The sequence below is a fragment of the Pseudomonas sp. PONIH3 genome (genome assembly GCF_002934345.1).
Classification (GTDB): Bacteria; Pseudomonadota; Gammaproteobacteria; order Pseudomonadales; family Pseudomonadaceae; genus Aquipseudomonas; species Aquipseudomonas soli.
Window position 1 is genome coordinate 4,503,062 of the sequence record NZ_CP026386.1, and the last position, 11,960, is coordinate 4,515,021.

13 protein-coding genes are annotated in these 11,960 nt (G+C 65.9%); all 13 read right to left on the minus strand.

The genetic code is table 11. The annotated features are described in order from the left end of the window. Positions 1–61: 61 nt before the first annotated feature. Positions 62–1,468, minus strand: coding sequence for a D-serine/D-alanine/glycine transporter (gene cycA / locus C3F42_RS20880; RefSeq protein ID WP_023630078.1), 1,407 nt, complete (start codon positions 1,466–1,468; stop codon positions 62–64). A gap of 246 nt (positions 1,469–1,714) precedes the next feature. Further along, entirely contained in the window at positions 1,715–3,079 is a 1,365-nt protein-coding gene (locus C3F42_RS20890) for a PepSY domain-containing protein (RefSeq protein ID WP_104444852.1), read from the minus strand. Between the two features lie 58 nt (positions 3,080–3,137). Beyond that, positions 3,138–5,204, minus strand: a complete 2,067-nt coding sequence (locus C3F42_RS20895) for a TonB-dependent copper receptor (RefSeq protein ID WP_104444853.1) — start codon at positions 5,202–5,204, stop codon at positions 3,138–3,140. Between the two features lie 69 nt (positions 5,205–5,273). Beyond that, positions 5,274–5,699 carry a DUF2946 domain-containing protein gene (locus tag C3F42_RS20900; protein WP_023631117.1) on the minus strand — a complete coding sequence of 142 codons (426 nt, stop codon included), beginning with the start codon at positions 5,697–5,699 and terminating at the stop codon, positions 5,274–5,276. A gap of 20 nt (positions 5,700–5,719) precedes the next feature. Then, the gene (locus C3F42_RS20905; RefSeq protein WP_023631116.1) at positions 5,720–6,205 is read right to left on the minus strand and encodes a copper chaperone PCu(A)C; all 486 of its coding nucleotides are present in this window, start codon (positions 6,203–6,205) and stop codon (positions 5,720–5,722) included. A gap of 47 nt (positions 6,206–6,252) precedes the next feature. Next, complete coding sequence (locus tag C3F42_RS20910) at positions 6,253–6,642, minus strand: DUF2946 domain-containing protein (protein ID WP_094012237.1); 390 nt, start codon at positions 6,640–6,642, stop codon at positions 6,253–6,255. Positions 6,643–6,753: 111 nt separating this feature from the next. Beyond that, a complete protein-coding gene (locus tag C3F42_RS20915) occupies positions 6,754–7,608 on the minus strand; it encodes an SPFH domain-containing protein (protein WP_023631114.1) in 855 nt (284 codons plus the stop codon). A 26-nt stretch (positions 7,609–7,634) separates the two neighbouring features. Then, a complete protein-coding gene (locus C3F42_RS20920; protein WP_088852331.1) occupies positions 7,635–8,072 on the minus strand; it encodes an NfeD family protein in 438 nt (145 codons plus the stop codon). A 72-nt stretch (positions 8,073–8,144) separates the two neighbouring features. Continuing rightward, the gene (gene vapC, locus C3F42_RS20925) at positions 8,145–8,555 is read right to left on the minus strand and encodes a tRNA(fMet)-specific endonuclease VapC (protein ID WP_028691288.1); all 411 of its coding nucleotides are present in this window, start codon (positions 8,553–8,555) and stop codon (positions 8,145–8,147) included. Continuing rightward, entirely contained in the window at positions 8,555–8,785 is a 231-nt protein-coding gene (vapB, locus tag C3F42_RS20930; protein ID WP_094012238.1) for a type II toxin-antitoxin system VapB family antitoxin, read from the minus strand. Before vapB ends, vapC begins: the two co-directional genes overlap by 1 nt. 82 nt (positions 8,786–8,867) lie before the next feature. Next, on the minus strand, positions 8,868–9,596 hold the full coding sequence (locus C3F42_RS20935) for a cobalt-precorrin-6A reductase (RefSeq protein ID WP_028691287.1): 729 nt from the start codon (positions 9,594–9,596) through the stop codon (positions 8,868–8,870). Continuing rightward, entirely contained in the window at positions 9,593–10,687 is a 1,095-nt protein-coding gene (locus C3F42_RS20940) for a cobalt-precorrin-5B (C(1))-methyltransferase (RefSeq protein ID WP_094012239.1), read from the minus strand. Before C3F42_RS20940 ends, C3F42_RS20935 begins: the two co-directional genes overlap by 4 nt. Next, positions 10,680–11,891: a precorrin-6y C5,15-methyltransferase (decarboxylating) subunit CbiE gene (gene cbiE / locus C3F42_RS20945; protein ID WP_104445328.1), complete on the minus strand. Its 1,212-nt coding sequence runs from the start codon at positions 11,889–11,891 to the stop codon at positions 10,680–10,682. The genes C3F42_RS20940 and cbiE overlap by 8 nt, the downstream gene beginning before the upstream one ends. Positions 11,892–11,960 lie beyond the last annotated feature (69 nt).

The window sequence follows — 11,960 nt, forward strand, 5'->3', positions numbered from 1 at the left end:
AGCCCGCTCCCACGCCAGCCTGTGGAGATCGGCATGGGAGCGGGCTTGCCCCGCGATGGGTTTAGGCGTCACGCACCTCTGCCCGCGGTTGGCGCTTGCTGCGAACAAATTGGTAGGTCACTGCCAGCAACAAGAACCAGATCGGCGTCACCACCAGCGCCGAGCGCGTATCGGCCTCCAGGCTCAACAGCACCAGGATGCCGGCGAAGAACACCAGGCACACGTAGCACATGAAGCGCCCGCCGGGCATCTTGTAGGTGGATTGCTCATGCAGCGCCGCACGTTGCTTGCGGTAGCTCAGGTACGACAGCAGGATCAGCGTCCAGACGAACATGAACAGCACCGCCGACACCGTCGTCACCAGGGTGAAGGCTTCGATCACATTGGGTACCAGGTAGATCAGCACCGCGCCCAGCAGCAGGCAGGTGCAGGAGAAGTACAGGCCGTTGGCCGGCACCGCGCGGCGCGAGAGTTTCTCGAACGCCTTGGGCGCATCGCCCTCCTGGGCCAGGCCGAACAGCATGCGGCTGGTGGAGAACACGCCGCTGTTGGCCGACGAGGCCGCAGAAGTCAGCACCACGAAGTTGATGATGCTTGCCGCCGCCGGCAGGCCGGCCAGCACGAACAGCTCGACGAACGGGCTCTTGCCCGGCACCACGTCGCGCCATGGGGTCACGGCCATGATGGCGATCAGCGCCAGCACGTAGAACACGATGATGCGGATCGGGATCGAGTTGATCGCCCGCGGCAGGGTGCGCTCGGGGTTCTTCGCTTCGGCGGCGGTGGTGCCCACCAGTTCGATACCGACGAAGGCGAATACGGCGATCTGGAAGCCGGCGAAGAAGCCCAGCAGGCCATTGGGGAACATGCCGCCGTCATTCCACAGGTTGGTCAGGGTGGCGGTGTGCCCACTCGGCGACTGGAAGCCGGTGATGACCATGTACAGGCCGGTGGCGACCAGGCCCATGATGGCGATGATCTTGATCAGGGCGAACCAGAATTCCATTTCGCCGAACATCTTCACCGTCACCAGGTTCAGCGACAGCAACAGCGCCACGCAGCTCAGCGCCGGTATCCACTGCGGCAGGTCGGGGAACCAGAATTGTGTGTAGGCGGCAATCGCCACCACGTCGGCGATGCCGGTGACCACCCAGCAGAACCAGTAGGTCCAGCCGGTGAAGTAGCCGGCCCAGGGGCCAAGCAGGTCGGCGGAGAAATCGATGAACGACTTGTAGTTGAGGTTCGACAGCAGCAGCTCGCCCATGGCGCGCATGACGAAGAACAGCATGAAGCCGATGATCATGTAGACGAAGATGATCGACGGGCCGGCCAGGCTGATGGTCTTGCCCGAGCCCATGAACAGGCCGGTGCCGATGGCGCCGCCAATGGCGATGAGCTGGATGTGGCGGTTGGTCAGGTTGCGTTGCAGGTGCTGCTCTTCGGAGGGTGTCTGGGAGGTCCGGGTCATAGGCTGCATTCCATTGAGGGTCAGTCTTTTTGTGAGCGAAAGCCGAGTAGGCTATCACGTCGCGTTCCAATCGCGGGTGTGGCAGATCGGCACGATCTTGGCGGTACAGCGCGATGCTCGACATGACTGGAGTCAATGGTTGCATGGGCTGGCATCATCGCTGGCAAGCCGGCTCCCACAGGGATCGCATCCACCCTTGTGGGAGCCGGCTTGCCGGCGATCAGGCCGGAACAGCCAAGCAAGGTCTCAGGCCCGGGCCAAGGCCCGCTGCCGCACCACCAGGCTATCCACCCCCCACATCACCACCATGGACAACCCCACCAGCGGGAAGGCGAGGCCCAGCACCAGCATCACCGCCACCGCCGTCTTCCAGCGCGGCAGGTCATGGCGCAGTGGCGGCACCCCCAGCCCACCGGCCGGCTTGCGCTTCCACCACATCACCAGCCCGCTTACCGAACCCAGCAAGATCATCAGGCACACCAGCAGGATGACGAGCTGGTTCAACGGCCCGAACATCTTGCCCTCGTGCAGCATCACCCCCAGCTCCGTGGCGCGGGCCACCGGGCTGTAGTCCTGCCAGCGCACGTCGGCCAGCACCTGCCCGGTGTACTGGTCGACATGCAGGGTGGCGTCGTTGCGCGGATCGTCGGCGAACACCGCGATGGTGAACACGCCGTCGGCACTGGTCGGCAGGGTGATGCTGTAGCCCGGTTCGACCTTGCGCAGGGTGGCGACATCCTCGACTTGTTGCAGGCTGACCTGCGGCGCCGCTGGTGCATGATCCATCATGTGATGCCCGGCATGCTCGGCATGGGCGCCGGACACTGGCATCGGCGTGTTCTCCATCGCCCACGGCACGGTCTGGCGGTGGGCGCTGTTGAGGTCGCGGGCTTCTTTGTCGGACTTGGGCACGTCGTTCCACATGGCCGCCGGGAAGCGGTTCCACAGGTCGGCGTACTGTTTGCCCCACAGCCCGGTCCAGGTCATGCCGCTGAGCAGCATCAGCAGCAGCAGGGCCGAGCCCCAGAAACCGGTGACGGCATGCAGGTCGCGCCACAGCAAGCGGCCGCGCGCGCTGAAACGTGGCCACAGCACGCCCGCGCTGCTGCGCCCGCGTGGCCACCAGAGATAGAGCCCGGACACCACCAGCACAATGCCCCAGCCCGCCGCCAGTTCAACCAGCCGGTCACCGACCGTGCCGACCATCAGTTCGCCATGCAAGGCGCGTGCGATGGCCTGCAGGTTCTGTTTGCCATCCTGCTCGCCCAGTACCTGGCCGCTGTACGGGTCGACGAAGACATTCAGCTCGCGCCCGCCGTCATGCACCACGAACTGTGCGCTGCGCTCGGCGCTCACCGGCGGCAGATACTGTCCCACCTGGCCTTGTGGATAAGCCTGGCGCACGTTGGCCAGCAGCGTGTCGGCGCCCTGTCGGTGATGGCCGGCCTCGACCACCATCAGCTCGCGGTACATCAACGGATCGAGTTGCGGCTTGAACAGGTAGATGATCCCGGTAAGCGCCAGCAGGATCATGAATGGCGCCACGAACAGCCCGGCATAGAAATGCCAGCGCCACGCAAGGTTGTAGAAGGAAACGTTTGGTTTGCTCATTAGAGCCTCCCGTAGACCTTAAGTGGGCGCGGTCAGGTCCCGCGCCCGTTTGTTGTTGTCAGAAGCTGAAGTCGACCTTGGTCCAGAAGGTCCTGCCTGGCTCGTTCACCGGGTCCGTGGCGCTGGCCGGGTAGCCGAACCCGGCGTTCCCGGCCAGGTTCAGGTGCTCGGCGTAGGCCTTGTCGAACAGGTTGTCGACGCCCGCGCTGAGCTTGAGGTTGTTGTTGACCTTGTAGGCGCCGTTGAGCGAGAACACGCCGAAGCCTGAGCTTGCGTCGTAATCCTTGCCGACCACGTTGCCCTGGTTTTTGGCAATGCGGTTCTGCTCGGCGACCAGGCGCCACAGGGCACCGACGCTCCAGGTGTCGCGGCTGTAGGTCAGCCCCAGGCGGCTTTCCAGCGGTGGCATCTGTGGCAGGGCCTTGCCGTCGCTGCTGTTCTTGCCCCAGGCGTAGGCCAGGGTGGCGTCGGCCTTCCAGTTCTCGGTCAGTTTGTAGGCCGCGCCCAGTTCGCCGCCCATGATGCGGGCGTCGACGTTCTGCGCCTGGGAGGTGAGCGAGCCCATCATGTTGCGCTGGTAGTCGAACAGGATGTAGTCGCGGACCTGCCCGACATAACCCGAGGCCCAGGCCTCCAGGCGCTCGTCGCGGTACTGGATGCCGAAGTCGAGCTGGGTGGTCTTCTCCGGCTTGATGCCGTCGAAGGCGTTGACCGAGCCGGCCGGGGCGCGCTTGGGCGAGAACAGCTCCCAGTAGTCGGGGAAGCGCTGGGTGTGGCCGAGGCCGATGTAGGTGGTGGCCGGAATCGCCGCCAGGTCGTGCTCGTAGCGCACGAAGCCGCTGGGCAGGGTGTCGGCGCGGGTGTCGCCTTCGGTGGCGCTGCCCTTGCGGAAATCGCGGGCCGAGGCACGGTCCAGGCGGGCGCCGGTGACCAGGCGATCCTCACCGGTCGCATACCAGGTGAGCTCGCCGAAGGCGCCGTAGTTGTGGAAGTCGGCGTCCTTGGTCCAGGGCTGGCCCTTGTGCGCGTTGACGCCCATGCCGCCGCGCTGGCGGTGTTCGTTGGTCTGCGCGTCGATGCCGCTGATCAGTTGCACGTCGGCCCAGCGCCAGGTGGCCTTGATCCGTGCGCCCATGGTACGGCGGTCGACGTTGCTGACCATGGGCATGCCCATCATGCCGGTGCCCGACGGAGTGCGCAGGGTGTAGTTGTCCATCACGTGGTCAGCGTAGTTGTAGTAGACCTGCGCCTCGACCTTGTCGAGCACCTCGCCCAGGTTGGACTTCTCGAAGCGCAGCCCCAGGCTCTCGCGCTTGAACTGCGAACCGTCCATGCCGCGTCCGGCGGAGCGAGCCTCGCCGTCGCCCTTGCCAGCGGTCAGTTCCAGCAAGGTGTCGGCGTCCGGGGTCCAGCCGAGGCTGACGTCGCCGTTCCACTTGTCCCAGCGCGACGGCACGGTATCGCCGTTGCCGTCCTCGAAGTCGTCCGAGTGCGACTGGTTACCGATGAAGCGCACGTAGCCGAGCTGGTTGCCGGCCGCGGCGTCGAGGACCTTGTCGAAGCGGCCGTTGGAGCCAGCCAATACGCTGCCGTTGACCCGGCTACCCAACTCGCCGAACTTCTCCGGCTCACGCTCGAAGAGAATGGTGCCAGCCGAGCCGCCCGGCCCCCAGATCACGCTCTGCGGGCCCTTGATCACGGTGAGGCGGTCGTAGGTTTCCGGCGAGATGTACGAGGTTGGCGCGTCCATGCGGCCCGGGCAGGCGCCGAGCATCATGCCGCCGTTGGTGAGGATGTTCAGGCGCGAACCGAACATGCCGCGCAGCACCGGGTCGCCATTGGTGCCGCCAGCGCGGATCACCGAGAACCCGGGGATGGTCTTGAGGTAGTCACCGCCGTCGCTGGCCGGCACGGGCTGGCGCGGGTCCTTGGGGTTGGTGACCACGGTCAGCGGCGAGCTCGGGGCGATGGCGGTGATCACCGTCGGGCTCAGTTCGGCCGCGTCGTGGATGTGGCCTTCGTGGCCGGTTTCGGCGGCAAGGGCCAGTGGCGCGAGCAGCGAGCCGCAGAGCACGGCGATGGTGCCGCGCAGGGAAAGGGCAAAAACAGGGGTGCAGCCGGACATAATGATTCCAGTCGATCAGTCATGAGTCAGCGCGAAGCCTCCTGGCTTCGGGCGTTTATCGGGTTGTGTTCAGGCGACGATCGAACCGGGCGGCGCGCGGCTGCGGGCGCCGGGGAATACAGCCTGCCGGGCATGGCCCTGGCGCGTGGCATTGGCGAGGTGGACAGGGGGGAGTTGGCTGCCCGCAGTCAGCGGGCTGAGGGTCTGGGGCAGGGCGGGGCAGTTGAACAGCAGGCTGCAGTAGCCGCACTTCTCCCACATGACATGCAGCTGGCCATCGTTGCCGTGGCCATGGTGCTCGTCGTGAGCGTGGGCCATGGGCATGCTCATCGACATGTCCATGGGCATGCCGGCGTGGTGCTCCATTGGCATCGACTGGGAAACCAGCGGGCCGATGAAGATCATCCACATGGCGAACAGGCTCAGCCAGCCGCCACCGACGCGCCTGCGATCAGGGCGGGTGCTGCGGGCGGAGCTGTAGCGCGGCAGGCTCATGGCGAGCGCCTGTCAGTCGGTCAGTGCGTGTGTTCGTGCGCTGCGGCTTGTTCGGCCGGCGGCTGCTTCTGCACCGCGACGTCGACCGTGACGTCACCGGCTTTCTCGAAGTGCAGGGTCAGCGGGAAGCGTTTGCCATCGGTGAGCAGGCTGCGGTCCTTGGGCTGCATGATCATCACGTGGTAGGCGCTGGGGGCGAACACCACATCCTTGCCGGCCGGGACCAATACGCTAGGTACATGCTGCATCTTCATGGCGCCGGCGGCGCTCATCACATGCTCGTGCAACTGGGCGTCGTCGGTGATGGGGCTTTGCACCGAGAGCAGGCGGTCATCGGCCTTGCCGTTGTTGTGCACGACAAAGTAGGCCGCGACGTTAGGCGCGTTCGGCGGCAGCTCCAGCGACCAGGGGTGGGCGATGTGCAGGTCGCCGACGCTGTACTCGTGGGCGTTGGCGTAGGCGCCGGGCAGCAGCAGGGCGGCCAGGACGAGGGCTTGCTTGAGCATGGGTGAGTCTCCGGTCTGTTCAGTTTCTGAAGGACAGCGTAGTGAAATCAGACCAGCGGAGAGGCACGAGGATTGAGCGCGGGCCAGAGCTGGCGCGGCGTGGGTTGGTAGTCGGCGAGGTGCGGCAGGTGCCTGGCGATCAGAAGCGGCGGGTTGTGCAACTGTGGCGGGTAGCTGGGCAAGGCCAGCAGTGGCGCCGCGCCCAGGCAGCACCAGCAGTTCATCATGCTGGCGCTTTCGTCGCTTTGCTGCCCCAGGTCGATCTTGGCCAGGGCCTGGACATCGACCTTGGCCTTGTTGGCCATGCTGGAGCAGAAAGCCCCCCACAGCAACTGCTCGGCCGGGCCTTTGGGCGCGGCAGAAGACAGCGGCATGGCCAGCAGGTTGAACAGCACTGCAAGGCAGGCTATCCAGGCAATGTGCCGACGTGGGGGCATGGAGAGATCCGGTCAGGAATCGTGATGGCTATTGTACGGCGGAGTATAGGTAAAAAAGCCGGGGTGCGGTGAAGTGCCGCACCTGGGGCTGCACAGCAGCCGCAGGTGATATCAGGCCTTGCCGCGCCCCATCAGGCCGCGCACGGTTTCCTGCAGGTCAGCCGGCAGCACCACGACTTTCGAATTGTCGCTGGCCGCCAGGTTTTCCATTGCGCCAATGTAACGCTCACCCAGCAGGTACATGGCCGGCACGGTCTCGCTACCCACGGCTTCCTTGACCAGGGTGATCGCCCGCGCCGACGCCTCGGCCAGGTTCACCTGGGCCTCGGCATCCAGCTTGGCCGCCTGCAGGCGCGCTTCGGCCTCGAGAATCGCCGCCTGCTTGTTGCCCTCGGCGCGGGTCACGTCGGCTTTACGTTCACGCTCGGCGGCGGCCTGACGCTCCATGGCGGTCTGCATGCTCGGCGACGGCTTGATGTCCTGGATCTCCACCGAGCGCACGGTCACGCCCCAGTCTTCGGTTTGCTCGGACATCGCCTCGCGCAGGCGCGCCTTGATCTGCTCGCGGCTGGACAGCGCCTCGTCCAGGTCCATGGCGCCGACGATGGCGCGCAGCGAGGTCATGGTCAGGCTGGTGACGGCGAACGAGAAGTTCTGCACGCCGTACGAGGCTTTCTGTGGGTCGACCACCTTGGCGAAGCACAGGGCGTTGGCGACGATCACCGCATTGTCCTTGGTGATGATTTCCTGCTGTTGCACATCGAGGATGATGTCCTTGGTCGGCAGGCGGTAGGCGACCACGTCCATGTACGGAATGACGATGTTCAGGCCCGGCTTGAGAGTGCTGTGGTAGCGGCCCAGGCGCTCGACGATCCATTCCTCGCCCTGGGGCACGATGCGCACGCCCTTGAACACGGTGATGAGGACGAATACAGCGAGGGTGGCGACGACGATGAGGCTGGTCATGGTGCGAACTTCCTTTTAGTGCGGATTCAGGCCCGGGTAACCCGGGCGGTGTTGCCTTCGATGGCGGCCAGGCGCACGCGCTCGCCGGCGGGGATGTCGCTGTCGGCGACGCAGGTCCATTCCTCGTTGCCGAGGATCGGTTTCTGGAAGCGCACCCGGCCTTTCTGGAACTGCGACACGTTGGCGGTCAGCAGGCCGACCTCGCCGATCACGCTGTCGGCGGTCCAGCGCACGTCTGGCTTCTTGCGGCGGAACACCTTGAACCAGAGCACGGTGGTGATCGATGAGAACACCACCCACAGCAGGCCCTGCATATCGAGTTGCAGGCTGGGCGCGAGCAGCGAGACGAGCGACACCAGCACGGCGCCGATGCCGAACCAGAGGATGAAGAAGGTGGGGAGTACCAGTTCCAGCAGGATCAAGGCCACGCCGAAGACGAGCCAGATCCACCATTGCATTTCCATATGGGTGGAGCCTTCCAGAAGGGGAGAGGTGATTTTACGGCAGGATCAAGGCACAGGGCCATCTCGCGACCGTCAGCGTGGATGTGTCACCCAATCTTCCACACGCAGCCCCGGAACACGCTGGAACTCGCGCAGGTTGTTGGTCACCAGCGTGAGGCCGCGCGCGCGGGCGTGGCCGGCAATCATTCTGTCGTAGGGGCCGATGGGCGTGCCGGCCTTGGCCAGTTCCGCACGTAGCTGCGCGGTGTGAGCTGCGCCCTGAATGTCGTAGTCAAGCACATCGAGCCGTGCGGCGAACCCCTCGACAATGGCCAGATTACGCTCCGGCGCGGCGGACTTTTCCGCACCGTAGATCAACTCCATCAGGGTTACCGTGCTGATGGCCAACTGGCCGTGGTGCCGATTGAATGCCTCGCGCACCACTTGTGGCTTGTTCTTGATGGTGAAAATGCAGATGTTGGTATCGAGCATGTACCTGAGCATCAGAATCCTTCGCGCTCCTGGTCGGCTGGCTGTTCCCTGCTCGCCATGAAGTCCGAACTCACATCGTCACCCTCGAACCAGCTGTCCCAGCTTTCGCCGGCAGGCGAGATGATACGGGAACGGCCCACCGCGACGATGTCCACTCGGGTGACGTCGTCTGGAAGGGCGAGGGCTTTTGGCATGCGGATAGCCTGGCTGCGGTTGCTTTTGAAGACTGCACCTTGCTCCATGATGGGCCTCCTTGAAAGCGCAAATGTATGTCCGGAGTTTAATTCCAGGAGTGGATATGTCAATGGGATATACGTAGCATGATCAGGCCTTGAACAGGCCGAGTGCCTCTAGCAGCGACCCTGCATCGTGAAATGCCCGATCCACTTCCGGCAGCACCGGCCGCTCGAGCACCAGTACTGGAATCCCGCGCTCCCGCGCCACTTCCAGTTTCGGCTCGGTGGCCGTGCTGCCGCTGTTCTTGCTCACCAGCACGTCGATCTGCCGACGTTCGAACAGGGCACGTTCATCGTCGATGAGGAATGGCCCGCGCGCACCGATCACTTCGCAGCGGTCATTGCCGGGGCACGCCTCGAGGGCGCGCAGGGTCCAGAACTGGTGTGGCGGGATTTCGTCCAGGTGTTGCAGGGGCTCTCGACCTAGGGTGAACAAGGGGCGTTCGAATGGGGCCAGCGCCGCGATCAGCCCGGCCCAGTCCTCGACTTCGCGCCAGTCATCACCGGGCTGCGCCTGCCATGCCGGACGGCGCAGGGCCCAGCAGGGAATGCCGGCGCAGTGTGCGGCGAGGGCGGCGTTGCGGCTGATCTGCGCGGCATAGGGATGGGTGGCGTCGATCAGCAGGTCGATGCCTTCGGCGCGCATGTACTCGGCCAGGCCTTCGGCGCCGCCATAGCCGCCGACTCGCACCTGGCAGGCCAGGTCCTGGGGAATGCGGCCGATGCCGGCGAGGCTGTAGACATGTTGCGGACCCAACTGGCGGGCGATGGCCAGGGCTTCGGTGACGCCGCCGAGGAGCAGGATGCGCCCGTTCATGCCACACCCGCCTTGCCGACGATGCCACCCTGGCGGTCGATGGCGAACACTTCCACCTGCACCTGGGCCGGCACCACGCTGCGGGCGAAGACCAGGGCGTGGCGGCACACCTCGTCACCCAGGGCGATGCCGGCGGCATGCGCCAGGGCGAGGGCCTGCTGGCTGGTGTTGGCGGCGACGATCGCCTGTTGCAGGGCCTGGTCCGCGCCAATGGCCGCCGCCCAGCCCGCCAGTTGCGGCAGGTCGATGCTCGAATGACGGCTGTGCAGGTCCATGTGCCCGGCCGCCAGCTTGCTGATCTTGCCGAAGCCGCCGCACAGCGTGAGGCGCGGCACCGGCACCTTGCGCAGGTGCTTGAGCACGGCGCCGACGAAGTCGCCCATCTCGATCAGGGCGATTTCCGGCAGGTCGTAGACCCGGCGCATGGTGTCTTCGCTGGCGTTGCCGGTACAGGCGGCGATGTGCGTGTAGCCGTTGGTGTGGGCGACGTCGATGCCCTGGTGGATCGAGGCGATGTAGGCCGAGCAGGAAAACGGCCGGACGATGCCGCTGGTACCGAGGATCGACAGCCCGCCGAGGATGCCCAGGCGCGGGTTCATGGTCTTCAGGGCCAGCGACTCGCCGTCCTGGACATTGACCGTGACTTCAAAACCGCCGTCATAGCCACATTCGCAGGCCAACTGTTGCAAGTGGTCGCCGATCATCCTGCGCGGTACCGGGTTGATCGCCGGCTCGCCGACGCCCAGCACCAGCCCCGGGCGGGTCACGGTCCCCACGCCTTGCCCGGCGACAAAGCGAATGCCGGGCTCGGCCAGCAGGCGCACCTGGCTGTAGAGCAGGGCGCCATGGGTGACATCGGGGTCGTCGCCGGCATCTTTCAGGGTGCCGGCTTCGGCGGCTTCGCCTTTGAGATGGCAGAACTCCAGGCGCATCTCTACCACCTTGCCCTTGGGCAGGGTGATGTGCACCGCGTCATTGTGCTGGCCGGTCAGCAGCAGGCGCGCCGCCGCCAGGCTGGTGGCGGTGGCGCAGCTGCCGGTGGTCAGGCCGCTGCGCAGGGGCGCGGGCTGTTCGCGGGTTTCTTCACGCATCGACGGGTTTCACCACATCGAGCAAAGTGATCGGCAGGGCCTGGCGCCAGGTGTCGAAACTGCCCAGCGGCTGGGTGTGGGCGATATGGATACGGGTCAACTCGCCGCCATGCTGGTCGCGAAACTGCGCCAGGGCGACCTCGCTTTGCAGCGTGACGGCGTTGGCAACCAGGCGCCCGCCCGGCAGCAGGCGCTGCCAGCACAGGTCGAGCACGCCTTCGCGGGTGACGCCGCCGCCGATGAAGATCGCGTCCGGACGCTCCAGCCCGGCCAAGGCCTCGGGTGCCTTGCCGCGGATCAGTTGCAGGCCGGGCACCCCGAGGGTGTCGCGGTTGTGTTCGATGTAGCCCTGGCGGCCTTCGTCTGCCTCGCTCGCAAGGGTGCGGCAGCTGGGATGGGCGCGCATCCATTCGATGCCGATGGAGCCGCAACCGGCGCCTACGTCCCACAGCAGTTCGCCCGGCTGCGGTGCCAGGCGGGCCAGGGTAATCGCTCGTACGTCGCGCTTGGTCAGCTGGCCGTCGTGACGGAAGGCGCTATCGGGCAGGCCGGCCACGCGAGGCAGGCGTGGGGTATCAGGTGAGGCCTGGCATTCGATGGCGACCAGGTTGAGCAGGGCGATGTCGGTATGTGGCCAATCGTCGGCGGTGCCGCTCAGCGTTCGTTCCAGTGGGCCGCCGAGGTGTTCGAACACCTGGAGACGGCTGGGGCCGAAGCCACGTTCGCGCAACTGCGCGGCAATGGCCGCCGGGCTGCTTTCGTCGTTGCTCAACACCAGCAGGCGCATGCCGCTGTACAGGTGGGCATTGAGCGCCGCCAGCGGGCGGGCGACCACCGAGACCACCTGCACGTCCTGCAGCGGCCAACCCAGGCGGGCGGCGGCCAGGGCGCAGGAGGAGGGCATCGACAGCACCTGCAGTTCCTCGGCGGGCAGCTGGCGCGCCAGGCTGGCGCCGACGCCGTAGAACATCGGATCGCCGCTGGCCAATACGCATACCGGCTCACCGCGCAGGGCCAGGACCGGGGCCAGGGAGAAGGGGCTGGGCCAGTGCAGTTGCTCGGCGGTGACGCAGCGGGGCAACAGGGCCAGCTGGCGCGGGGCACCGATGATGCGCGTGGCTGCTAGCAGGGCGCGCCGGGCCTGTTTGCCCAGGCCGCTGAAGCCGTCTTCGCCGATGCCTATTACTGTCAGCCAGGGGGCCATCTGTTCCTCGTACCGTTCATTGATCGCGGGGCGTTCGACCACCGGTTTTTCATGCCGCCGGACAAAGCA